This is a genomic window from Streptomyces dengpaensis, from assembly GCF_002946835.1.
Taxonomy (GTDB): Bacteria; Actinomycetota; Actinomycetes; order Streptomycetales; family Streptomycetaceae; genus Streptomyces; species Streptomyces dengpaensis.
The window spans coordinates 1-22,206 of record NZ_CP026654.1 but is presented as its reverse complement, the minus strand read 5'-3'; the positions used below and the strand labels follow the sequence as shown (position 1 = coordinate 22,206).

Here is a 22,206-nt window from a genome sequence, read left to right as displayed (position 1 = left end):
GATGCGCACCTGCGCGATGTTCTGCATCGTCCTGCGCACCGCGCCGCACCGGATGCGCACCGCACCGAATCCGGGTGCGCAGGGCATCCGGCTGACCCCTTGTCGGCACGGTCCGGCGGCGCGTTTCCCCTTGACAGAGTCCGCTACCCAGCACGTTTCCCCTTGACAGCTTTCGCTGCGACCGCCGATCGGGTCGCGGACAAGGGGGTGCGTGATATAGGCGCCCGGCCGGATTCCGGTGCGCACCAGGTGCGGTGCGCAGTGCGGGTGGTGCGCACCGTGGTGCGGACGATGCGCGGCATCGTCCGCACCACCCGCACCGCACCGCACCGGCCCGGCGCGGTGCGCGCTACACGTCGGTGGTGCGCACCGGATGCGCACCCGGTGCGGGGTGCGCATCGAGGGACTGGCCCAAGGCGACGTCATGCAGGTGGTGCAAGACGTCGCCGACGGTCTCGTGCTCCTGCGCGAGGATCTGCTCGATGAAGTGGATGATCGAGGTGGCCAGGAACTCGGTCACCTGCGGGCCGGTCTTCCCCTGCCAGAAGCACAGGGCGTCCAGCAAGACGCCTCCGAGCTCTGCCAGGGCGAACGAGCTCGCGGTCGGGATCTCCTCACGGTCACGGATCAGGACGGTGACGGGGATGATGACGCGCTCGGCGACGTCCAGGAGCATCTGGGTCAGCTCCGGTGCTTGGGCCGCGAACTCGGCTGCGGCTTCGGCATCTTCGGCCTCAACGGCCCGCAGGTAGTTGAAGGCACTCTGTACCGCGTCCGGGGTCATCGGGGCGAACAACGGAGTAACGGCGGTCTGGGACATGGACAGCTCCTCACAGGGCGATCGCCGTGCCGGTCACGACGTCTTCGATCACCTTCTGCCAGGTCACCTGTGGATAAGTTCCGGAGCCGGACGGGGGAGAAGTCTCCTCCCACCTGCACCTTCACGATGTGATCACGGCTCGGCAAAGCCCTGGATCACGGCGTCACACCGTCGGCGTTCGTCGTACCCGTAGGAGGTGAACGGCGGGATCGGCCCGCCCCACCGCCCAGGAGCACCTCGTGGCGAGCACCGCTGGCGAGCCAGAACAGGCCCGTGACCGCGCCCGCAACACCCCCTCCGTAGACCCCTCCATGACCCCCTCCGCGCCCCAGCACCGAGAATCGAGCGTTTCCGCAGGCCAGCCCCAACAGACAAGGGGTCGTCGTAGCTCCGACAACCCTCATAGCCAAAGGCGTCCTACACATAGAAAGAACTCGACAGAGCCAAGGCGGAGGGAACTGATACAAGCACTGGGGATCTTTCAGAGAGCGACTCCTGACCAACTGTGGAAGCTGACCCGACCGGACAACCAGCACGACAAGCTGACACGGGACAACCTCCTTGATCTCCAGGACCACCAGCTGGTGAGGATCGAGTCCGTACAGGACGACCAGCGTCAGGTGTGGGTACTCACCGCCCGAGGACACCAGGAAGCGAAGCGGCTGCTGGAGCCGAAGGGCATACGCGTGTCCGTGCTGCGCAGGGAGAAGTACCACCCCGTCACCGGCGCGCTGCTGGGCGGCAGCTACGACGACCACGCCGCGGCGGTCACCTCGACTGCCGCCGAACTGCACCGCGCCGGGATCGGGCATCGGCTCGGCTTCCAGACCGAGGTCGCCCACCGGCTCGGCAACGGATACGTGCAGCGGGCCGACCTGGTGATGCGGGCGCCGGCCTCGGGAGTGCCGGTCATGTTGCTGGAGATCGACCGCCGCAGCGAGGACGCCCACGACCTGGTGCACAAGCTGCGCCGGTACTGGCAGTGGGGCCGAATGCTGCCGCCGGGCACTGACAAGTACACCGCGGACCTGGCCCGCTCCCGGCCGGACGCGATCGAGCACGTCGACCACGAGAAGCGGCTGTGGCGCCGGGTCTACCCGCCGACCGGCCGGGAGGGCCTGGCGCCGGTGGCGTTCGTGTTCGCGGACACCACGGAGGCGAAGGTGGCCAACACGGTCGCCGTGCTGGAGGAGGCCGGCCGACGCTACTGGGCACCGCGCCGGTACGACACCTACCACCGGGGCATCACTGCCCGCGACTACGGCCAGGCCGTCCCCGTTGTCGTCACCACCCTGGAGCAGCTCCAGGAGCACGGCGCGGACGCGGCGGTGTGGCGGCGGCTGGGACATGAGGGCGAAGTGACGCTGACGGCCGCGCTCGACAACTCCGACGGCGACGCCCTCTACCGCCGCCAAGCCGCCCGCGCCGACGCGGAGGAGAAGCAGCGCCGGGACGCTGAGCGGGAGGCGCAGCGGCCGGTGTGCACGCGGTGCGGGGCGAAGTTCACCGACGAACGCTGGGAGGAGACCAGCATGCGCAGACGTCGGTGGGAAGCGGGGGACCTGGGCGTGTGCGCGGCCTGCCACGCCGACGACGTCGCCCGTGAACAGGCCGCTGCCGAAGCCGCCCGCGCGGCTGCGGCCGTATCGGCGGAGCCGGAGGCGGACGACGGCCAGGAACCTGGCGGGCTCCGGGGCCTGTTCCGCCGGCGGGCCTGACCGTGCGGGGACTGCCCGGTCCGGTGACTGCTCGCTGCGACAGCCGGACGCCTCTCACGAGCCGGAGTTCCGGGCAGGTCCGGGCCGATAGGGTTTCGACGCTGCTGAACACTCTCCCGGAGATGCTGTGGACGATGAACTCCCGGTCGCGCAGGTCCACCTGCAGCGCGGCCAGATCTACCGGTCGTGCGCGTCGGCGAGCGGCTCGCCCCGGTACGTACGGATCCTGGAGCGGGACCGTGGAACGGACCGGTACCGGATCGCTGACGCGGTCACCGGCCGGCGTCCGCGCGATATCGACGGCCGCCGCCTGCACCCGTACGAGGACGGCCGCGGCGGTGCGTTGCGGCGGACCGGCTACGTTCTCGTTGATCCGCACGAGTTCGTGAACGAGCTGATCGAGCGCGCCCTGTTCGGCGGTCGCCATCGGCACCCGTTCGTCATCGCTGGCTCGGCATTCTCCCGGGACGTGTACCGCGGCGGCTTCCTGCGCGTGTGGCCCGATGCCGATGCCGATACCGAAGCGGAGGCGGCGCTGAACGCGGTACGGGCTGTCGTGTCCGCCCTGGAGACGGCCTCCTTCGACGTGGAGCCGGCCCCCGGCATCGAGGACGAGATCCGGGTGCGGTTCGGCGGGAAGCTGACATGCCCGGCGATGCACTCCTCTGGCCGGGGCCGCTGGTACTGCGACCGAGAGCGCGGTCACGAGGACGACCATCAGGACGACCGTCTGCTGGAGGACTGGCCCAACACCCGCGCCCCGGTTGCGCCCCCGTGGTGGCTGCCCGCGCCGACCGCGCCCGGAAGGGCTCCCTCCCGAACGTCATCGAAGACGCGGGACGGGGTAACCGCGCAGGCCATAGGTTTGCCGTCATGACGGACTTGCGGGATCTGTGGTGGCGGGCGGGGAAGACGGCTTTCCCGGTGTCGACGGAGAAGAAGTGGCTGAACGAGTCGTGGGAACAGGCGGTACGCCGGTCGGCCACCCTGCTCGAACCGGCGTGGCCGAAGGACTACAGCAGCGGCCCCTTCGTGCACGCCCTGCCCACCGTCGCGTTCGTCCTCTACGCCGGTGTGGGCGGCATCAGCAGGCCGGAGTACGCCCCGGTCGACAAGATTGTCGACGCGCTCACGGCCCCGCAGCCCGGCTCGGGTGATGCTGTCTCCCTCGAGGACGCCGTCCGCGCCGGGCTGACGAAGCACGGGCACGACCTGGACGACGACTCGCAGCTGTCCGTCCTGTTCCACTACCTCGCGGTGTACCGGGAGCCGATCACCCAGGGCTTCGGCGGGATGGAACTGACCTCCATGGACCAGTGGCCGGGCGGGACCCTGATGAAGGACGCGGCACGGTGGGCGAAGCACCAGATCGCCCACCACCACCTGAGCGGCGCCGACCCCATCGCCTGACCGGCGCGCGGCGTCACACGGTCAGGTCGAAGTCAGCGACCACGGCGGCGTGGTCCGACAGCCCGCCGTCCACGGCCTCCTTGTACACCCGGTAGTCGACCAGAGTGGGGGCCAGGGCCGGGCTCGCCAAGATGAGGTCCTGGCGGCGCGGCACGTCGTCCACGCCGAACGCGGCTGTGGGAACCGTCTCCTGGCCGAAGCGGGCGGCGGCGTCGACGAACCCGGCGCGGGCGAGCAGCTCCACCGCCTCCCGGTCGGCGATCTGCTCGGGGCCGTGGCCGGGGGGCCGCAGATGGCAGTCGAGCAGGTGCGGCGGCAGCCGTGTCCAGTCCGGCTCGGGGAAGCCGAGCCCGATGGAGTTCATGTCCCCGACGATCAGCGACTTCCGCCCGGGACCGGCGAGGAACTTCAGCGGGCCGACCTCCCGCGCCCGGTTGCGCGGGTCGGACGGGTCCAGGTGCAGGTTGCGCAACTCCAGCTCCACGCCCGCCAGTCGCAGGTTCGCCCAGCCCATGACGTGGTGGTAGCGAGCACGGTCCGCGTCCTCGGCATCGACGGCCACCCTGCTGCTGAGCAGGATCGCAGAGTGGAAGCGGTGGCCGGCCGTCGTGACGTTGGCCTCCGCGAGGAAGCCGCGGGCCATGCCCAGCTGGCGGACCGCACGGTGTAGGCGCTGCCTGCCCAGTACCTCCCAGAAGTTGCACTCCTGAAGGGCGAGGATGTCCGGTTTCAAGGAGCGCAGGAACGCCATCTGCCCGTCCCAGCGGTCGGCCGGCCCGAACCCGGAGTCCGTGTGCCCGCCGAAGAGCGTGTTGAAGGTGACAACCCGCAGGACGGGCATGGAGATCTCCTCTGTGTAGTCGGCCAGCAGGCAGCAGACCGGGACTGACCGTGCGACACAAGCGCTACACGGCCACGCGATCCTGCGGGGCATGAGCATCCTCTCCCAGGAACTGGCCTGCGTAATCGGCGAGATGGGGCCCGGCCGGTGCGTACTGCTGATGGGCGCCAGCGGGTCGGGCAAGTCCACCCTCGCCGCACGGCTCGCCGCGGCGACGGGCGCCGTGGTCGTCTCCTACGACAGCCACCAGCGCCTCACCGGCGGCGACACCGGCACCGAACCGGTCGGCGAGCGGGCGCTGGCAGCGGCGTGGGCGGAACTGGAAGACCACTGCGCCGCCGGGAGACAGGCGATCGTGGACGGCACCCACTGCCAGCCCGAGCGCCGCGCCGCCGTACGCGCCATCGCTGCCGCGCACGGCATGGGCACCGTCGTCCTCGTACTGAGGGCGTCCCTCCCGACGTGCCTGGCCCGCCAGGGGCTGCGGCAGCGACAGGTGCCCGACGCGGACGTGGCGCGTCAGCACGCGGCCATCACCGCGGCGTTGCCCGCCCTGGTCGGCGAGGGCCATACGGCCGTGCTCCAGCTGACGGCCGACGGGCGCTGAGGACCTGTCACCAGGCGGTCCGGGCCCGAAAATCCCGCACGGATGTCAGTGGCGGCGATCACACTTGATCCATGACGCTCGACCGTGCCGATGCGGCACCGCCCCTGCTGATCCCCTCCGGGTCGGCGTTCAACCCGATGGTGCTGGACCGGCGGATGCTGCTGCCCGTCCTCGACACCAACGCGCTGCTGGTCGAAGCCTGCGCCCTGGCCAAGCACGGCGGCCGACCGGACCGGGTCACCGCGCTGGCCGTCACCGGCCGCGCCACCCCGTACATCGCCGCGCACATCCCCGGCGAAATCGACGAACACCTCGCCAAGGTGGCCGCCGACCACGAGGCGCCGGAACGGCAGGCACGCCGCGTACTCAATGAGCAGATCCTGCCTGCCCTTCGCGTGGTCGACCTGGAGATCCGCGATCACCTGGCCCCGCAGACCCGCCACATCCTGCGGGTCGACCGGGAGATGCCGAAGCGGCACCGGGGCGACCCGGACGACGCGCCCACCATGGCGCTCGCGGAGTTCCTGGGACCGTGCGTCATCGTCTCCAAGGACAGCGTCTTCTCCCGCTTCGGGCTCGCCGTCATCGACTGGATCCCCGTCGCGGAGTGCATGCTGCGCCTGGCCGGCCTGGAGGCCACCGCCGCGAACGCGCTGGAACTCATCGACATCGCGTTCCAGCTGTTCGGTGCCGGCGTTCACCGCCTGGTGGTCCTCGCCGCGAACAACCCGCTGGCCACGACGGCCGCCGTGGGCGGGCTGCTGTGGTGGTGCCACCGCCAGGGCTACCTGACCCGCGACAACTGGAGACGTCGCCTGTCGCAGGCAGGGGGTGTGGCGAAGCCGCTGCTGGAGTTGGCGGAAGCCGGGATGACCGAGCACCGGGCGCTCAGCGACTCGCTCCTGGTGGTGGAGCCGCCGGTCTATCCCACCCGCGAGCAGCTCGCGGCCCGGTACCTCGCGCGCTGCGGCCGACCCCTGACGCCCGGCGAGCTGCGTGACGCGCTCGCCCGGCGCGGCCACATCATCTCCGCCGCGCAGCTGAAGCGGGACATGCAGGACCACGGCGCGTTCGTCCGCGCTCCCGGCGACCTGTGGACCGTCGGCCGTCCGGTGCGGAAGTAGACCTGACCCGGGCGCCTCCAAGACGCAGCCAAAGTCGCGGGGGCGCCCGGCGGGACGGCTCCCGAAGTCGCCGCGCCACCCGGCGGGATGACAAGGCCCAGGGCGCACACCGTGCCCTGGCGACGGCGTACTCAGGTACTCCGACGTCATCAACCGGAAGGCAGCCATGAGGCCCAGCAAGCAGCAGAACAAGGAAGCGCCGGCCAGAAACGGCGACCCGGGCGACCTGTGGCACGCGATGGCCCGTCTCCACGCAACCCATCCCGATCCGGTCGGCCTCGGCTGGCCGTTCGAGCGGCCGGCGGCACGGCTATCGATCGTGAAGCCGGAGGACATCGTCCTCTCTGCGCGGGTGGAACTGTTCGAGGGAGAGCCGGTGCGCAGCCTTCGCGACGTACTCGGCACGGTGGCGCACGACCTCGACAAGGGCAGCGGGTTCGGCGAGTACGCTCTCGTGCCCGACGTCGCACTGGAGCTCATGATCGCCGTGCGAGAGGAACTGCCGCTGCACACCGGCCACGTCGCAGGCCTCACCCAGCTCCTGCGGGACTCCATTGGCACCATCGGCGCCCGCAGCACACCAGGGGGCGGCCAGTGCTTCCACTGCGAGGGGACCGGCAAGGCCCGCCCCCTGTGGGAGCGGTCGTTGTCAACCGGCTACGACGTCGCGTAGTTCCCGTACAGCGCGCTCGCGGTGGCACTGGGCGGGGATCGCCTCGAACAGGTCCAGGGCGCGGCGGCGGACCAGGCCGGTGCGGAAGCCGGCGGGCAGCGCGGTGAGGGCGTCGACCGTACGACGGCACGCCTGCTCGGTGTCGCCGTCGTGATGGGAGCACGCCGCCGCGTCGATGTTCAGCAGGGTGCGCGTCATGCTGCTGGTCGGCGCGGACAGCTCCAGCGCCCGCTGCTGGCTCTCCCGGGCGCGGCGGGTATCCCCGAGGGTGGTGAAGGCGTGGCTGAGGTGGACGTGGTGCTTCTGCTCGCCGTACGTCAGCCAGGTGTCCGACCGCTCGGAGGCGGGGAGCCGGTTCATGAGGGCGTCGGCGGCGGTGAGCGCGGCGCGGGCCTGTTCGCTCTGGTGGTTGAGGGCGTAGGCCCGGGCGGCGACGGCCGCCGCCAGCACAGCGGCGGCGGTCGGCCGGGTACCGGCGGCAAGCCGGGCCCGGTCGGCGAGCTCTGCCGCTGCCCTCGGTGCGCCGTAGTTGAGCGGCACCATCGCCTCCCTGGCCAGCACCCATGCGTGCAGCTGGTCGTCGCCGGATTCGGCGGCGGCCCGGGCGGCGGTACCGAACCACGAGCGGCTTTCGCGGCGGCTGCCCAGGTCGTGCAGCACGATCGCCGTCATCCCGGCCATCTGCCCGGCCGTCCGGCACAGACGCGCCCGGACGGGAGCGGGCTGCGGGACGGTGAGCAGCGGGCGCAGGGTCGTGAAGTCCGTGACGAGGTCGGCCAGGACGCGGGTGGGCTGCTGCCCGTGGTAGCCGTACCCGTAGCTCTCGGCAGCGGCCTCGAGGTCGGCCAGGTCCTGGGGAACGTCGGGGGAGAGGGTCTGGTCGACGTCGGTCCGGGCGGCGGTGAGCGCGGCGAGGGCCGGAGCGGTGAGGCCGGCGGCCAGCGCGCCACGCAGCAGGTTGCGGCGCTTCATCGGATCTTCTCCATGGTCGGACTCCGTGCTGAGAACGGCGGTGTCTTCCCAGGGTTGCGCAGCAAGCCCCAGTAGGGCACCGGGAATGCGCAGTCCGTCGGCGATTCGCTCGACAGTCGTGAGGGCGGTGACAGATGTGATGCCCCGGGCGGTCTGGCTGACCCGCTCGGCCTTGAGCGCGCACGCCTCCGCGATCCGGTTGAAGGAGATACCCGCGTCGTGGGCCATGGCGAACACGGTGGTGAAGTCCCGCGCGCGCAGGGCCCGGACGAACACCGGGTCGGTCAGCAGGTGGTGCGGCACTTGGGCGGGTGACGGCGGTAAGTCGTCCACAAGTCCCCCAGAACTCTCGTGGAATGACGAAGCGTCAGCCCAACGACCATACCCACCGTGGGGGCCCCGTCACGGGGTTATCGCCAGGGCTTTCCGTGGCTGTACTGGCGGTGTTCGCGGCCGTGCCGTCCAGGGCCCGGCCGACCGATCAGGAGGAGGGTCCTCATGCAGAGTCCCGTCCAGCCCCCGCCCGCCACGTCCGGGCCGTCGACCGGCGGCCTGGTCCGCTCCCGCCGGGCGATCGTCGCCGCCCGGGGCCGCAACGCCATCCCCTCGGACGGCGGCGGCACCGGCAAGAGCGACGGCAACGACTGACGAGCGGGAGCCCTGACGCGATGACGCACACGTCCATCGCGGCGTGCCTGGGCGGGGAGGAATTCCTCGCCCAGGCACTGCACCGCGAACACCGCCACGTACCCGGCGCCCTCGATGTCGCCGGGATCATGACCTGGGACGACCTCAACCAGATCCTGGCCGCCCACCGCCTGGAACCGCCGCGCATGCGGCTGTCCCGCGACGGCGAGACGCTGCTGGTCGGCGGCTACACCACACCGGTCGCCACACGCCGCCACACCGTGTGGCACCGCCTCCACCCGGCCGAACTGCACGCGCGCCTGAAGGAGGGCGCCTCGCTCGCCCTGGACAGCGTCGACGAACTCCACCCGCCCCTCGCCCGCCTCTGCGAAGCGATCGAGCGCGACCTCCGTACCCGCGTGCAGGCGAACCTCTACGCGTCGTGGACCAGCACCGAGGGCTTCGGCGTCCACTGGGACGATCACGACACCGTGGTCGTCCAGCTGGAGGGCGCGAAGCGGTGGAGGATCTACGGCACCACCCGCCCGTTCCCGCTGTACCGCGACATCGAGGACCCGGGCGAGGCGCCGACCGAGCCGGTCGCCGACCTGGTCCTGTGGCCGGGCGACGTGCTGTACGTGCCGCGCGGCGTGTGGCACGCGGTCTCTGCCGACCAGGGCACCCGCTCCCTGCACGTCACCTGCGGACTCCAGACCCACACGGCGACGGACCTGATGGCGTGGGTGTCCGAGCAGCTGCTCACGCACGAGGACTGGCGCCGCGACCTGCCGCTGCTCGCCGCGCCGGACGTCCAGGCCGACGCCGTGGACGGGATGCGCAAGCGGCTCGCCGAACTGCTGGACGACCCCGGGCTGCTCGCCCGCTACCGGGCCGCAATGGACGGGCAGGCCGTCGGCCGGATGGTGCCGAGCCTGCCGTACATCGACGGCATCCCGGTCGACGGTGGTCTGCGGGTGCGGCTGACGACCGCCCGCGCGGTGCTGGAGGTCGGCGAGGACACGGTGACGCTGTCCGCCGCCGGGAGCACGTTCGAGTTCGCGCCCGCGGCGGAGGCGGTGCTGCGCCCGCTGGTCGACGGCCGCACCGTGGACCTGGCCGCGCTCGCCGACGCGGCCGGCCTCGCCCTGGAGGACGTCGTCGGGCTGGTCCAGGAACTCGTTGCCGGGCAGGCCGCGACGGTGGGGAGCCTTCTGTGACGGCACAGCTCGCTCTGGGCACCTACCGGTGCCGGGCGATCCCGGAGGCGGCCGTCTGCGCGGCCGCCTCCGGCGCGCAGTGGATCGACACCGCCCCCAACTACGCCACCGGCCGTGCCCAGGAGTTGCTGGCTCCGGCCCTGGCCGCCCGCCCGTCCCTGCGGATCGCGACGAAGGCCGGCTACTTCACCGCAGCCACGGGCGCCGACGCGGTGAACGCCGGCGTCCTCACCGAGGACCAGGCGGTGACCGGGCACAGCCTCGCACCGGAGTACGTGCGCTGGCAGATCCGCCGCAACCGCGAGCAGCTCGGGCGGGAGCGGCTGGACATGGTCCTGCTGCACAACCCCGAGCGCGCCCACCCCGGCGACCGCCCCGCCCTGCACCGTGCGATCCGGGACGCCTTCGCCGTCCTCGAGGAATCCGTAGCGGCCGGGCACATGGCCGGGTACGGCATCGCCACGTGGGCGGGCTTTCAAGAGGAGGCGTTCACGGTGGAGGAACTGCTCGCCCTGGCCGGTGAGGTCGCCGGCGGACAGCAGTACCACCACCTGGTCGCCGTCCAGCTGCCGGTCAGCCTGGTGATGATGACGCCGATCGTCCAGGCCCTGCACGGCCGGGGCCCGCTCTGGGCAGCGGCCGGGGCGGGGCTGCGGGTGATGGCCTCGGCTCCGCTGCACGGCGGTGAACTGCCCGGCATCGTCGACCAGGAGCTCGCCGACCTCGTACAGCCGGGCCTGACTCCCGCACAGGCGTGCATCCTGGCCACCGCGTCATGCCCAGGAGTGACGGACGTCCTCGTGGCCGCGTCCAGTACGCCACACTGGAAGGAGGCCGCCGACGCGGTCGCCCAACCCCCTCTGGACACGGCCCGATTGAGGGAGATCACCGGTGTACTCGCCTCCCCCTGACCCAGACACCGAGCGCCGCATGCGCGCCCACCACGCCAGCGCCGCCCGGGCTCTGGACGTCCGGACGGAGCAGGGCTCGGAGTTCTGGGGGTGGGCCGGACGCACCCTGGGAGCTCCGGCCCGCACCGCCGCCGGAGAGCCCGCCTGGCTGCGCCTGGTGGCCGCGCCCGAGGACAAGGCCTCGGGGAAGTTGTGGGACGGCGCCCTGGACGCGCAGCACGCCTTCGGTGACCTTGACGGGCACCGTCCCGCGCTCCTGGGCGTGCACGACGCCTTCGACGACACCACCGCCTACCGGGCGGAACTGTCGGCCCGTGTCGAAGAGCCGGTCCTGTCCGACGACCCGGTCCTCCAGCACGAACTCCAGCTGCCGGACACCTGGTGGGAGGACCTCGCCGGAACGCTGGAGAAGGTGGCGGCCGTCGACACCGGCCGCGTCGCCGTACGCCAGCAGTACATGGACCGGGCCATCCCGCAGTTCCTCGGGATCCCGGCGCCCGCCGTGACCCGCTGGACCACAGCCCACGCGGACCTGCACTGGGCGAACCTCACCGGATCGCCTCTGCAGGCGCTCGACTGGGAGGGATGGGGCCAGGCCCCTGAGGGCTTCGACTGCGCCACGCTCTACGCCTACACACTGCTCCGGTCGGACACCGCCGCCCGCGTCCGCGCCGCCTTCCCCGTCCTGGGCAGTCCGGCCGGCCTCGCCGCCGAAGCGACCGTGTGCGCGCAGCTGCTCCAGACCGTGGACCGGGGAGACAACCTCATCCTCGCCGACCGGCTCCGGGACTGGTCCGACGAACTCCGTCGCCGCTGACACCAGGGCGGCCCGCGCCGTCCTGCCGGGGCTCGGTCAGTGATCAGCCTGCCCATCCGATGTCACGGACCTCGATCGCTCCGGCGTGCGGCATGTACTGGATCCAGCAGCGCCGTCCGAACGCCTCCCGGATCTCCTCCACCGAGCCCGGGTCACGGACGTCGGGCCAGGCCCGCGGATCCATCCGTGCGACCTCCACGAGCGCCATCACCTCCTGGCGGGCCTGGTCGTTCGGCAGCTGCGCCATGACCTCCACCGCGAGTTCCTCCACCACCACGCCGTACCGCATCCCGCACACCCCCGTGTGATCGACTCGGGCAGCAGCGTACGGAGGAACCGCTGATCGCGTTCCGGCCTGTGGATAACCCACGTCCGTGCTGCTCAGCGACCCCGGAGCGCGGCGCGGATGGCGTCGGCGTAGGGCCGGATGAAGGCCTGCGCCCGCTGTTCGGCCTGAGCGTGCTCTTCGGCGGTCAGGGCCCGCCGGACGCACAGTTCGGTGATCTCGACTTCGTACGTGCGGTAGTCGTCTGCGGGACGGGGCAGCGGGACGGGGTACAGGTGCCAGCCGTGCGCGGTCGCCCGCCACAGCTGGCGGTCGCCCTCGATGAGGCTGCCGTAGTGCTCGATGAACATCGCCACGACGTCCGCGGTGAAGTATGTCGACGGCCGGTCGCCCGCCGTGCACCCCGGACAGTCGTCCTTGCCGGTGCACGCCGTCAGGCGCCGGTCGTAGCGCGGCGGCCAGAAGCGGGGGTGTGCGCGCTGCTGGGTGTAGGTGCGGCCGACGGGCCGACGGTGGACTTCGACGTGGCCGCCGGCCTCGAGGCAGCGCACCGCCCGGCGTACGGCGGCGCGCTGGGCGTCGGTCGGCTGCTCGACTCCGTAGACGACGCGGGCGAGGCCGGTGACCGAGGTGGCCAGCGGGTGCCGTCGACGGTGCTGAGGCCGCCGGGCTCGCTGCGTACGTGCGCCAGCACGGCCCGCTGTACTCGCCCGAGTCCTCGTGACACGCCTCCAGTGTCCCGCTCCGCCCGCGTCTGGGATACGAGCGCTTACGACTCCCGCCGGGGTGATCGGAGTGAAGGTGTTGGGCGTCTGAGCAACGAACGCTTACGCCGCCCTGCCGGTGGGGCGGGACGACGAAGCCTCCGGAACCTGGCCGGTCCCGGAGGCTCATCCCTTGCTCCGCAGGCGCTGCTCAACGAGCGCGGCCCTGACGGCGTCACGCGGCAGCGGGATCCGCCGCGTTCTCGAAGGGGCTGGGGTAGGCGGCCATCTCCTCAAGCCGTGAGATGACGGCACGCGCATCGCCCAGGGCCCGGTGACCGCCGCGCAGCTTCTGCCAGGTGTAACTGCCCCAGTAGTCGTGCCAGTCGCCGAAGAACGCGGCGTACTGCTCCATCGCGCACTCCTCCCACACCTGCGCGTCCAGCCAGGCCTGCCCGGCCGCGTGCCGCCGGGCGCCGTACCGGGGGTGCTTGGCGAAGTCGACCGTGCCCTGGGCGACGTGATGCAGGTGGAGCTCCCACCCCAGCCGTCCGGTGTCGTACTCCCGGTTGTAGATCACGACCCGGCGCCCGGCGAGGGCCTCGGTGAGACGAGGGAGGACCTCGGAGAAGGTGGGCGCGTCTTCGACCATGGCATCGGTGATTTTGTGAATCGCCGTGGCCTCCGCAGGAATCGGCTCGCCGCCGGGGTTGATCAGCGTGTCGAGCAGAACCTCGCCGGACGCCGTGGTGACGGCGATCTCCACGATCCGCGACGTCGCGGTCAGCCCCGTCGTCTCCGTGTCCAGGACCGCGTACCCGTCCGGGTCGGCGAGGATCTTCTGAGCCCACGCGATGGTCGGCCCGAGATCGTCCCACCGGGCACGGTCCGCCCGCCGCTGCGCCTCGATGCGCTCCTGCTCGATCTCCTGGTCGCACGGAGTGCAGTGCCAGTCGGCCACCGCCCGCTCACGCTCACTCATCGCCGCCCACACCGCGAGCGGGAACAACTGCACCAGACACCGCCGACAGGAGCGATCCACCAGCGACAGCGCCACCCGCCGCCCGTGCTCAAGACGTTCGTCGCACGCCAGGCACATCCCGTCGCCCCAGCTCCTGGCCGGCGCCGGGGTCCGGAAGACGGTGCCGCAGTCCTGGCACGTCCGACGGCGCAGATCCGCCCGGCGCCGGGACTCCCGGTCCTCGCACACGCCGCACATCCCCCACACCGGGACCGGGAACACCTCGCCGCAGTCGGTGCAGGTACGGCGCGCCTGCATCTGCCGACGCTGCAGAGCCGACAACGGCCGCATCTTCACCGACTGCTCCGGGTCCCACAGCGCGATCCGAGTCCCGTACCAGTGGGCGTAGACGTACGCGGTCGGCCGCTGTCCCGCAGCGGGCTTGCGCCGCACCGTGCCCAGTTGGGCCTTCGTCCGTAGGAACGCCGGTGCCCGGCCGCTTGCGTACGCCGGCACTCCCTTCACGAACTTCAGCGGCTTGCCCCGGGCTGCCCGGTCCGGCGCGACGTCGTCCTCCTGGACCGCCGACGCGGTCAACACCTCGTTCACGAATTGCCTCCTTCGGCCTAGCGGCGACTAACCGCAACAGAACGTGACATAGTGCATAAAAAACTGTCAAGTGCTAAGAAAAGCAGGCAAGTTGGGCGTATGCGCTTAGATACCCGCTCGCATACGCGAGGGAAAAAGTCACCCGTCCGGGCGTCCGGCGGAGCCCGGGAGCCGCCACGTGGTCGGCAGCGTGGTCTGCCCCGACCACGCCTTCGGCCATGCCACGTCCAGCCCCGACCACGGCTAGTCAGCGCACCGCTAACGCCTGCAGAGACCGTGAGGCGGCTGGTTGCCTCTCGTATTGCCCTTCTTGGCGCCCTTCTTGGTGCCCCTCGTAGTGCTTCTCGTAGTGCCCCTCATATGGCCTCGACTGGTTAACAGTTGGCGTTAGAGCACGCTCCTGACCAGGTCGACAAGGGCCGGATACGCGCTGGCCTGATGGCCGACTACTTCGCTGCGCAGGGTCTGCGGGCGAAGTACAGACCCGTGCCGTCGTCTGCGGCGGCCGTACGTCAGGTCGGACGGTGCCCGGACTCCGTCCAGCGGACTCGCTGGACGGAGTCGTGGACGGGGCGCCGCATGGGGTGCGGAGGGGCCGTGCTGGAGCAGGTCGCCCAGCAGCGCCACGAGACGGGGACGTCGTACAGGGAGCGGGGCGGAGCCAGCAGCCAGGCCCCCGCCCGCAGGGCAGGGCTCGCCGCCGGGGCCTTCCACTTGACCGAGTAGGGTCCGAAGCATGGCGACCCCCGACGAGGTGCTGGCTGCGCTGACCGAACTGCGCAGCGAGCTGGACGCACACGACTGGCAGCCGGATGAGTACGACCACGTCATGGCGACGGCGATGCAGGCGGAAGGCGGGGCGAGCGCCCATGCCGTACGAGTCGGGCTGCGTGCGGCCGGCCCCGAGGTCTCCCACGGGCGGCTCGCACCCGTCGCGGCGCGGTGCGCCGCGATCCTGGACTCCCCGACCCGTGCCGCGTCGCAGGACGGCCGGGAACTGCGGCTCGCCCTGGACGACGTGCTGCACCTGGTCGTGCGCGCCACCAGCGGCCAGCTCCAGATCCTGGGCACCCGATCGCAGGGCGACACCGTGACCAGCACGCCCGGCCGTCGCTCCACCTCATAGAGCGCCGTGTTGCGCTGGGTGTTGCGGTAGAGGTTGCGCCAAGTGTTGCGCTGAGTGTTGCGGTAGGTGTTGCGCCAGCCTCCGCAGCGCACTGGAGTCCGACCAGGTCACCGCGGGCGTACGGCGTGGTCGGGTCGCTGACATCCCCGTTGCGACCCCCTTCGACCATGCCCTGGCTGGAGTTGAGGATGAGGGAGGGCGGGATGGGCGGCGCGGACGCAGCCGGGGATCGGGGCGCGCTCTTCGGTGTTGCGCGTCGGCGGGGCCTCCGCGCCAGACCGCCGTCAGTGCGGCGGTGACGTCAGGCGGGGGACGTCGGCGGGGGAGAGGTCAGGGCGGGCACGATGCCAGCGTGCGGGATGCCGCCACCGGCCGGAGGCGTCGCGGGCGACGTCGACGCCGACTTCCACCACCAGCTCGGGTTCCACCAGCGTGACGTTCAGCTTCTCCTGACTGCCCCACCCGGCGCTGAACGACCAGCCTGTCCACGGATGACCGCGCTGCCCCGCAGTGAGCAGACCGGCGACCGCCGTACCTGCCGCCCGGGCGAGGGTGGTGGTGCGGCCGACGTACTGAAAGCGGCCTTCGGTGTCGTACCTGCCGAGCAGCAGCGTGCGGGGAGCGGCCAGAGAGCCGGTGATCGCGCCGACGACCGCCTCGCCCGTCTCGCGGACCTTGAATTTCTCCCAGCCCCTCACCGACGGCTTGTAGGCGCCGTCCAGTCTCTTGAAGACCACCCCCTCCATCCCGACGGACGACCACGTCAGCCACTCGCGCACGACGTCGGCCTCGGTGGTCGACGGGCACAGCGTCCACGGCGCGATGAGCCGGCGGGCGGCGAACACGGACTCCAATGCGGCCCTGCGCCGCCGGTACGGCCACCCGGTCGTGTCCGTCCCGGACAGCCGCAGCAGGTCGAACGCGACGAAGTGGGCCGGCCACTCCTGAGCCGCCCGGGCGGCCCCGGCACCACGCCGGGCAAGCCGGTTCTGCAGCCGCTCGAACGCGAGGCGGCCCGCGGCGTCCCATACGATCAGCTCGCCGTCCAGCGCGGTCGCGTCCGGGAGCTGCACGGCCCCGGCCACGACCTCCGGAAACGACGGCCCCATTTCGGTGCCGCGCCTGGAGCGCAGCACCACCTGGTCGGCGTCGACGGAGACGAGAGCCCGAAATCCGTCCCACTTCGGCTCCGCAGCACAGCCCGGCCGCAGATCGGGCACGGACACGGGGGTGGTCAGCATCGGCTCCGGCAGCGTCCATGTCACCTCCCATCCCTTCCGCTCGCGCAGGACACGGCTCCGGCTGTGACGGCCGCCTTCCCTCGTTCAGCGGTACGGCCGTCCTGAGTGGTGCTCGTTGAACGGACATGACCACCACGCTCTTGGCGCCCCTGTGCCGCCACGCCCCTGAACGAGGCCACCGCTGCCAGCCGTACAGCGGCTTCGACGACGGCGACGGCTGGCACCACGACGGACTCATGGTCGATCCCGAGTTCCCGCTCCTCTATAAGCGCGACCCGTGGTGCTGGTCGCCCGAGCTCGGCTTTCACCGCTCGCGCACGCCGAACGTCCCGCACCGCCTGACGGGGATCACGGGAAGGAAGTTCGTCAGCAACAAGGGCATGCAGATGTGGCAGGCCCTCCGGCTGGGTGCGGGCTGGGGCATCAGCAGTGAGCCGTGCGACGACGGCCACTGGACCGAACAGACCTGGCGGGTCTTCGAGGCTGTCGACTACCGGTGGAGCGGGGATCTGGAGCCGGTCGCCCGGCTTGGCCAGCTGGTCGGCCGCCACGTCGACAGCGGCGGCCAGGACCGCATCGCTGATGACGACGCGCTTCTCACCGGATGGTTCCGCGACGCGATCCTCGAGTTTCTGCCTCACCCCGGCCTCGGTGAGTGGAACGACGTCTTGCTGCGCGCCTGCCACGGCCAGGGCGAACAGGACCGCGACTGGGTCCATCAGCAGATCCCACCGGAGCCGACGCACCGCCGGCAGCGGCGCCGCGAAGAGCCGCGCGTCTACGTCTGGGAGTACTTGAGCCGGACTTCCCAACACAACGGCGGCATGCGCTCCATCAGTGCCACGTTCCGCATGACCGAACCCACCGACACCCAGGCGATGGAGTGGATGACCGCGACCATGCGCCACGCGCTGCGCTGGGGCGGTTCGCTCCCGACCTCGGCCTGACGACCGCCGGCCCCATGTCCGGGCAGAGCCGCCGCCCACCCGCCGACAGCACGAAGCCCCGGGCTACAACGCCCGGGGCCTCTCAGTGCACTTCGCTTGACCACCCGGTTCAACGACCAGCCGCGGCCGGTGTCACGCCCACTCCATGCCCAGTTCCCGCAGCGCGTCCAGCTGCTCCTGGGTGAGCCTGTCCCGCCTAGAACGGACATTCGATGTCCATACGCCGAGCTTGATCACTACCGGCTCTGTCTCGCCGTCGACGGCGATCTCTTCAGCGTGGCCGCGCGGGACAGGCCGGTGGGCGCCTTCCCGTTCCACCCACTGCGCGAGGGCCGCCAGGCCGCGCTGGAACGCCTGCTGCGCCTTGCCCGGGCCCTTCGTCGCACGTGTAGCCGCAGGGGCCGGAGACGGCGCCTGGACGGGCTTCACGCCCAGCTTGGACAGCCGCTCCTGCTGCTCGGTCGACAGCTGCGCCCAAGTACCCGGCTGGGACTGCCGTTGGAGCCACCGCCCGATGTCGTCGCCGTCCATCAGCACGCCGGGCTGGATCTCGGGCAGGACGCCGTCGGCGTCGACCAGGTCGGCGAGGACGCGGTAGTGGCGCTGCCAGTCCAGCGGCCACGGGCAGTCCCAGTCGGGGTCGATCGCCGTCAGCTGCTGCGCGCGTTCTGCCGCCCGCTCCGGGTCCTTGCCGAGGCCGCCCTTCCGCCTGAGATTGGCGGCATGCTGCCCGATGGGCACCATCGCGTCGCCCTCGCCCCACACCTGGTCCTGACGCGGAGCAAGGTGCCCGGTGGCCCGCCGGTAGGACCGCAGCGCGGCGATTTTGGTCTCCCAGGCTTCCTCGCCCGGTTCCCACACCATCCCGGCTTCCGGCGCGTCCAGGAGCTCCTTGCGCCGCGGCTCCAGCTCCCCGGCCCTCAGGGATTTCCGCTGTTGGTGGACCCATCGCCCAAGCGGAAATGCCTTCGTGACCCCGACTTCGACCTCTACGTCGTAGGGAACGGCGTAGAGCCCGGTGATCTCGTTCTCCGCCCGCCACCGGATGAGGGCCTGGTATCCCTCCAACCAGACGAGGCTGTCCGGCCGGTAGACGCGGGTGCGCAGGAACGCGGCGATGGTCGCTGCGTCCCGGGGAGTGCTGAAGTGGAGCAGGGCCGATTCGGCGGCGGCCTGGGTGTCGTCGTGCTCCTGGTCCTCGCCGTCACCCTCGCCGTCCGCGCCGACGATCCGGCCCTCCTCATCGCGCTGCACGTGGACCTTGCGGGCGTGCTTGCCCCGGCTGAGAGCGCGGGAAGCGAGCTGCTCGACAAGTCGCTCATCATGACTGCGCAGACCTTGCAAAACGGCCACAAGGGGGCGAAAACTGGCGCTGGCGACCATGTCGGTCGGGTCCTCGTTCGGCTCCAGGAAGATCGGCACGATGATCCTGGCAATCTTCGTGCTGCCGTCGCGGTTCAGCCTCAAGGCCCGGCCGATGTTCTGCACGATCTCCACCTGCGAGCCGCGGGTGTCCGCGAAGCAGATCGCCTCGACACCCCGGTCGCCGGTGATGTCGACGCCTTCCCCGAGAACGCGAACGCTGGCGAGGAACGCGCGGTGCACGCGCCGGTTGTTGGCGTCGATGCCGTTGGCGAACTGCCGCAGCGCCTCCCGCCGTTCGGCCACCGTGTGGTCGCCGCACAGCCACGCCGACCACACCCGGTCCGGCGGGACGTGGCGGCCGGCCTCCAGGCCGTAGAACTCCGCGTCGATCGACGACGCGGGCAGCTCCTTCTCCGCCTTCACCATCGTCTCGTCATCGGCGTCCGTGACGTACAGCTCGGCAGCGGTCTTCGGCAGCGCCTCCGCGAACGCCTGTGCCTCCTCCACCTTCTGATGGAAAGTCATGGTCGTACGCAGGTTGTAGGCCGCCGCGTGCTCCAGGAGCGCGGTCTGCAGCAGGGCCAGGCGCCGGCCCCGCAGCGCCTCCTCCGACACCCCGAGCACGGGGGAGGGGTCGCGGATCTCCAGCACGTCGATCTCGAACGGGGCAAGGATCTCCTTCTCGATCGCCTCCGAGAGCCCGAGTTCAGCCCCAGGAAGCCAGGCGCCGTACGTCCCGTCCGGGTCGTCGATCATGCTCGCGATCTCCAGCTCCTGGCCGTCCGCGCCCTTCTGCGGCCGGGGCGAGGCCAGAATGCGCGGGGTCGCGGTCAGGTACAGCCGGAAGTCGGCGGGGATGCGGGCGTTGTCGTGGATCGCCGCCCACGGACGACCTAGATCCCCCGCCGTACCGTGTGCCTCGTCGATGATGGCGAGCGAAAAACCGTCCATGCGCTGGCCGTACAGGCGCTCTCCGCCCGCCAGAGCGGCCTCCAGCGGCCCGCGAACGCGCCCCTGGCCCATCGGGTCCTCGGAGTCCTCGCGGTCCACGAGGGAGGCGTACGTGGCGAACACGATGACCGGCCCGTGGGCGGCCCACAGGGCGAGCTGGATCGGGTTGGTGGTGGTGCGCACCCCCAGCTCGTTCAGCACCGGGTCGCTCTCCAGCGAGCACACCGCGACCATGGGGGAGCGGTGACCGACCGCCCGCCAGGCCTGGGCGGTCTGCACGAGCAGGTCCAGAGTCGGCACGGTCACGAGGATCCGGCCCTCGGGGAAGCACTCCAGCGCGCACGCTGAGGCCATGATCGTTTTTCCTGACCCGGTCGCTGACACGATCGTGCCACGGGCACCCTGTGGGGGCACGGATGACCTTGCAGGGAATCCGACCCACTTACGAAAGGCCGACTTCTGGGTGACCTGGTGTTTCTTGAGCGGAATCCTGCTCATCGTCCGTCCTCCTCACTCGTGTCGTAGAGCCAGCTGTTGTGAAGCCTTTCCAGCGCGTTTTCCTCTTGGCCCTCCCGCGTCCAGATTCCTTCGAGCCAGGTCGGGGTGCTTTCGATCCTCTCGCACAGCACGAAGCAGGCGGGCAGGTCGATCAGCACGAGCTCGCCCGCGAACGTGCTGCCGGGCCCGTAGCGGCGCCACAGCCGCTCCAGCCGCGCCCGGTGCGTCTGCAGGTAGGTCTCCAGCACCCTCGGGTAGTAGGTGTCCCGCTCCGCCAGGTGCACGGTCCGCAGGGCGATGTCCACGAGTTCCCGGTCCGATTCCTGGTCCCACTGGTCGGAGTTGGTGCCGGTCACAGCCGCGTAGTGCTGTGCGCAGATGTCCAGGACGCGCTCGACAAGTTCCGCCGACGGCTCGTCCTCTTCTGCGGCACGGGCCGAAGGCCGGCCCTCGCCCACCGGAGACAGATCGGGACGGTCACCGGCGCGGAGGGCTGCGTTCAGGTACAGGCCGTGGTGGTCCAGGTAGGCCAGGAGGAACAGGGCGAGGGCGCGGCCGGGGTCGCTGGCGTGCTCGATGTAGGGCTGTTCGCTGGTCCAGCCGAACGTGGCCTGGTGGGGCCGGGGGTGCACGCCGTTGGTGTGCGGGTCGGGGAAGGTAACGGCGCGGGTGAAGAAGTCGTCCAGGAGGCTGACCAGGTCCGCGTCCGGGCTGTCCGGCTCACGGCCGCGCACGGTGGCGGTGGCGTTCTCCAGGATGGTGGTCAGGTACCGCCGGCGGGCGTCCTCCTGCTGCCGGAGCGCGCTGTCCGGGCTCTCCTCTACGACCTCCACCACGCGGTACAGGCCCTGGTCCCCGTACAGACCGCCCGGCTTCTCCAGCGCCTCCCGGACCTTCGCGAGGGCCTCCTCGACCGACCGCCCGTAGGCGTAGTTCGTCAGCAGGGCAGCGCCCGGGTGCGCCGGATCAGTCCGCTGCGCCACGATCCGGTAGCGGATCTCCGGCCCCGGCCCCGGCTCCGTGGCAACACCGCTCTCGCGCGCCTGACGCTCCTGCTGCGCCTGGTGCCAGCGGTGTACGTCCGGGTCGCTCTCAGGGGAGTAGGTCTCCCAGCCAGCCCTGGTCATCAAGTTCCAGATGCGCTTCAGCTCGTTCTGCCGGACCGCCGCCAGCCGGTCCTCCGTGCTGAACGGCTGGGGCCGACCCTCCCAATTCTCCAGGCCGCCAGAGGCCACCCAGAGTTCGTGAATCTGCCCCACCGTCAATCCGGTAACCTCACGATGAATTTCCTTCCGCGCCTCATAGCGCCTTTCGAATCCCAGCGAATTCAATGAGTCCTCGCTTCCCGAGCCCCCGCCCCGGGTGGTTGGGGGGTGTCCCGTGTTTCCGCCAACGGTACATGCTGCATCAACCTGATGCACGCGCTATACTGAAACCCACACGAACGAGCGACCCCCACCCCTCGTAGCCAGCCCCGCCCGCGCCAGCGAGCCCCAAGGTTCTGGAGGCGCAGCCGGAAGGACCGTCAGGCGGGGGAGCGCAGCGGACCCGCCCAGAGTCCGCAGGACTCCCCAACTCCCCAACGAAAGGCCCGACTAGCCGCACCTGACACCCCATCAGTCGCCCGGCGCGCACCGCGCGCCCGCCGCGCCGCGCAGCGGCCGGCCCCACCGGATCCTGGAGCGCAGCGAAGGGATCCGCCCACGCATCGCGTGGGCAGCGGGAGCGCAGCGACCGCCCCGCTTGCACATTGCGCAGCAATGTGGTACCCGCTCCGCGGG

The 22,206-nt window shown here is 71.1% G+C and carries 22 protein-coding genes; 13 read left to right on the top strand and 9 right to left on the bottom strand.

Features of this window, described 5'->3' with window-relative positions:
* Window positions 1–349: 349 nt before the first annotated feature.
* Window positions 350–820 carry a hypothetical protein gene (locus tag C4B68_RS40625; protein ID WP_099505629.1) on the bottom strand — a complete coding sequence of 157 codons (471 nt, stop codon included), beginning with the start codon at window positions 818–820 and terminating at the stop codon, window positions 350–352.
* A 458-nt stretch (window positions 821–1,278) separates the two neighbouring features.
* Here C4B68_RS40625 and C4B68_RS40620 point away from each other — a divergent pair, with 458 nt between their 5' ends.
* The 3 genes from C4B68_RS40620 to C4B68_RS40610 all read left to right on the top strand — a co-directional run bounded on the left by C4B68_RS40620 (window position 1,279) and on the right by C4B68_RS40610 (window position 3,948).
* Window positions 1,279–2,538 carry a replication-relaxation family protein gene (locus tag C4B68_RS40620; protein WP_338059756.1) on the top strand — a complete coding sequence of 420 codons (1,260 nt, stop codon included), beginning with the start codon at window positions 1,279–1,281 and terminating at the stop codon, window positions 2,536–2,538.
* 127 nt (window positions 2,539–2,665) lie between these two features.
* Window positions 2,666–3,415 carry a hypothetical protein gene (locus C4B68_RS40615; protein WP_099505630.1) on the top strand — a complete coding sequence of 250 codons (750 nt, stop codon included), beginning with the start codon at window positions 2,666–2,668 and terminating at the stop codon, window positions 3,413–3,415.
* Complete coding sequence (locus C4B68_RS40610; RefSeq protein ID WP_099505631.1) at window positions 3,412–3,948, top strand: hypothetical protein; 537 nt, start codon at window positions 3,412–3,414, stop codon at window positions 3,946–3,948. The genes C4B68_RS40615 and C4B68_RS40610 overlap by 4 nt, the downstream gene beginning before the upstream one ends.
* 13 nt (window positions 3,949–3,961) lie before the next feature.
* Here C4B68_RS40610 and C4B68_RS40605 read toward each other — a convergent pair whose 3' ends face one another.
* Complete coding sequence (locus C4B68_RS40605) at window positions 3,962–4,789, bottom strand: endonuclease/exonuclease/phosphatase family protein (protein ID WP_099505632.1); 828 nt, start codon at window positions 4,787–4,789, stop codon at window positions 3,962–3,964.
* Between the two features lie 91 nt (window positions 4,790–4,880).
* Here C4B68_RS40605 and C4B68_RS40600 point away from each other — a divergent pair, with 91 nt between their 5' ends.
* The 3 genes from C4B68_RS40600 to C4B68_RS40590 all read left to right on the top strand — a co-directional run bounded on the left by C4B68_RS40600 (window position 4,881) and on the right by C4B68_RS40590 (window position 7,193).
* Window positions 4,881–5,396 (top strand): AAA family ATPase, encoded by a 516-nt coding sequence (locus tag C4B68_RS40600; protein ID WP_099505633.1) that lies wholly within the window; start codon window positions 4,881–4,883, stop codon window positions 5,394–5,396.
* Window positions 5,397–5,467: 71 nt separating this feature from the next.
* Window positions 5,468–6,520 carry a PIN domain-containing protein gene (locus tag C4B68_RS40595; protein WP_099505634.1) on the top strand — a complete coding sequence of 351 codons (1,053 nt, stop codon included), beginning with the start codon at window positions 5,468–5,470 and terminating at the stop codon, window positions 6,518–6,520.
* Window positions 6,521–6,686: 166 nt separating this feature from the next.
* Window positions 6,687–7,193 (top strand): hypothetical protein, encoded by a 507-nt coding sequence (locus C4B68_RS40590; RefSeq protein WP_099505635.1) that lies wholly within the window; start codon window positions 6,687–6,689, stop codon window positions 7,191–7,193.
* On the opposite strand, the gene C4B68_RS40585 is transcribed toward C4B68_RS40590, so the two are convergent.
* Complete coding sequence (locus tag C4B68_RS40585; RefSeq protein WP_099505636.1) at window positions 7,170–8,498, bottom strand: NsdA family TPR-like regulatory protein; 1,329 nt, start codon at window positions 8,496–8,498, stop codon at window positions 7,170–7,172. The genes C4B68_RS40590 and C4B68_RS40585 overlap by 24 nt on opposite strands.
* 165 nt (window positions 8,499–8,663) lie before the next feature.
* On the opposite strand from C4B68_RS40585, the gene C4B68_RS42315 reads away from it, so the two are divergent.
* From C4B68_RS42315 to C4B68_RS40570, 4 genes are read left to right on the top strand one after another with little or no spacing between them, the layout of a single operon-like run.
* Window positions 8,664–8,813 carry a hypothetical protein gene (locus C4B68_RS42315; protein WP_167459357.1) on the top strand — a complete coding sequence of 50 codons (150 nt, stop codon included), beginning with the start codon at window positions 8,664–8,666 and terminating at the stop codon, window positions 8,811–8,813.
* Window positions 8,814–8,833: 20 nt separating this feature from the next.
* Window positions 8,834–10,009 carry a cupin domain-containing protein gene (locus C4B68_RS40580; RefSeq protein WP_099505637.1) on the top strand — a complete coding sequence of 392 codons (1,176 nt, stop codon included), beginning with the start codon at window positions 8,834–8,836 and terminating at the stop codon, window positions 10,007–10,009.
* Complete coding sequence (locus C4B68_RS40575; protein ID WP_099505638.1) at window positions 10,006–10,920, top strand: aldo/keto reductase; 915 nt, start codon at window positions 10,006–10,008, stop codon at window positions 10,918–10,920. The genes C4B68_RS40580 and C4B68_RS40575 overlap by 4 nt, the downstream gene beginning before the upstream one ends.
* Entirely contained in the window at window positions 10,901–11,737 is an 837-nt protein-coding gene (locus C4B68_RS40570) for a hypothetical protein (RefSeq protein WP_099505639.1), read from the top strand. The genes C4B68_RS40575 and C4B68_RS40570 overlap by 20 nt, the downstream gene beginning before the upstream one ends.
* Window positions 11,738–11,780: 43 nt before the next feature.
* Here C4B68_RS40570 and C4B68_RS40565 read toward each other — a convergent pair whose 3' ends face one another.
* The 3 genes from C4B68_RS40565 to C4B68_RS42615 form a co-directional block, all read right to left on the bottom strand.
* Entirely contained in the window at window positions 11,781–12,026 is a 246-nt protein-coding gene (locus C4B68_RS40565) for a hypothetical protein (protein ID WP_099505640.1), read from the bottom strand.
* A gap of 92 nt (window positions 12,027–12,118) precedes the next feature.
* A complete protein-coding gene (locus C4B68_RS40560) occupies window positions 12,119–12,574 on the bottom strand; it encodes a hypothetical protein (protein ID WP_099505641.1) in 456 nt (151 codons plus the stop codon).
* A 388-nt stretch (window positions 12,575–12,962) separates the two neighbouring features.
* Entirely contained in the window at window positions 12,963–14,297 is a 1,335-nt protein-coding gene (locus C4B68_RS42615) for a 3'-5' exonuclease (protein WP_099505642.1), read from the bottom strand.
* Between the two features lie 438 nt (window positions 14,298–14,735).
* Here C4B68_RS42615 and C4B68_RS42310 point away from each other — a divergent pair, with 438 nt between their 5' ends.
* On the top strand, window positions 14,736–15,023 hold the full coding sequence (locus C4B68_RS42310) for a hypothetical protein (RefSeq protein WP_167459356.1): 288 nt from the start codon (window positions 14,736–14,738) through the stop codon (window positions 15,021–15,023).
* Between the two features lie 10 nt (window positions 15,024–15,033).
* Window positions 15,034–15,423, top strand: coding sequence for a hypothetical protein (locus tag C4B68_RS40550; protein WP_167459355.1), 390 nt, complete (start codon window positions 15,034–15,036; stop codon window positions 15,421–15,423).
* Window positions 15,424–15,707: 284 nt separating this feature from the next.
* Here C4B68_RS40550 and C4B68_RS40545 read toward each other — a convergent pair whose 3' ends face one another.
* Window positions 15,708–16,688 (bottom strand): ATP-dependent DNA ligase, encoded by a 981-nt coding sequence (locus C4B68_RS40545; protein ID WP_099505644.1) that lies wholly within the window; start codon window positions 16,686–16,688, stop codon window positions 15,708–15,710.
* Window positions 16,689–16,789: 101 nt separating this feature from the next.
* Here C4B68_RS40545 and C4B68_RS40540 point away from each other — a divergent pair, with 101 nt between their 5' ends.
* Window positions 16,790–17,611, top strand: a complete 822-nt coding sequence (locus C4B68_RS40540) for a hypothetical protein (protein ID WP_099505645.1) — start codon at window positions 16,790–16,792, stop codon at window positions 17,609–17,611.
* Between the two features lie 132 nt (window positions 17,612–17,743).
* Here C4B68_RS40540 and C4B68_RS40535 read toward each other — a convergent pair whose 3' ends face one another.
* Both C4B68_RS40535 and C4B68_RS40530 read right to left on the bottom strand, forming a co-directional pair.
* On the bottom strand, window positions 17,744–20,425 hold the full coding sequence (locus tag C4B68_RS40535; RefSeq protein WP_099505646.1) for a DEAD/DEAH box helicase: 2,682 nt from the start codon (window positions 20,423–20,425) through the stop codon (window positions 17,744–17,746).
* Entirely contained in the window at window positions 20,422–21,684 is a 1,263-nt protein-coding gene (locus tag C4B68_RS40530) for a hypothetical protein (protein ID WP_240634791.1), read from the bottom strand. The genes C4B68_RS40535 and C4B68_RS40530 overlap by 4 nt, the downstream gene beginning before the upstream one ends.
* Between the last annotated feature and the right edge of the window lie 522 nt (window positions 21,685–22,206).

Coding starts and splice junctions, on each gene's coding strand:
- C4B68_RS40625 (WP_099505629.1), bottom strand. CDS start 820: ATGTCCCAGACCGCCGTTACTCCGTTGTTCGCCCCGATGACCCCGGAC.
- C4B68_RS40540 (WP_099505645.1), top strand. CDS start 16,790: ATGACCACCACGCTCTTGGCGCCCCTGTGCCGCCACGCCCCTGAACGA.
- C4B68_RS42310 (WP_167459356.1), top strand. CDS start 14,736: ATGGCCGACTACTTCGCTGCGCAGGGTCTGCGGGCGAAGTACAGACCC.
- C4B68_RS40590 (WP_099505635.1), top strand. CDS start 6,687: ATGAGGCCCAGCAAGCAGCAGAACAAGGAAGCGCCGGCCAGAAACGGC.
- C4B68_RS42315 (WP_167459357.1), top strand. CDS start 8,664: ATGCAGAGTCCCGTCCAGCCCCCGCCCGCCACGTCCGGGCCGTCGACC.
- C4B68_RS40595 (WP_099505634.1), top strand. CDS start 5,468: ATGACGCTCGACCGTGCCGATGCGGCACCGCCCCTGCTGATCCCCTCC.
- C4B68_RS40535 (WP_099505646.1), bottom strand. CDS start 20,425: ATGAGCAGGATTCCGCTCAAGAAACACCAGGTCACCCAGAAGTCGGCC.
- C4B68_RS40565 (WP_099505640.1), bottom strand. CDS start 12,026: ATGCGGTACGGCGTGGTGGTGGAGGAACTCGCGGTGGAGGTCATGGCG.
- C4B68_RS40600 (WP_099505633.1), top strand. CDS start 4,881: ATGAGCATCCTCTCCCAGGAACTGGCCTGCGTAATCGGCGAGATGGGG.
- C4B68_RS40550 (WP_167459355.1), top strand. CDS start 15,034: ATGGCGACCCCCGACGAGGTGCTGGCTGCGCTGACCGAACTGCGCAGC.
- C4B68_RS40610 (WP_099505631.1), top strand. CDS start 3,412: ATGACGGACTTGCGGGATCTGTGGTGGCGGGCGGGGAAGACGGCTTTC.
- C4B68_RS40605 (WP_099505632.1), bottom strand. CDS start 4,789: ATGCCCGTCCTGCGGGTTGTCACCTTCAACACGCTCTTCGGCGGGCAC.
- C4B68_RS40580 (WP_099505637.1), top strand. CDS start 8,834: ATGACGCACACGTCCATCGCGGCGTGCCTGGGCGGGGAGGAATTCCTC.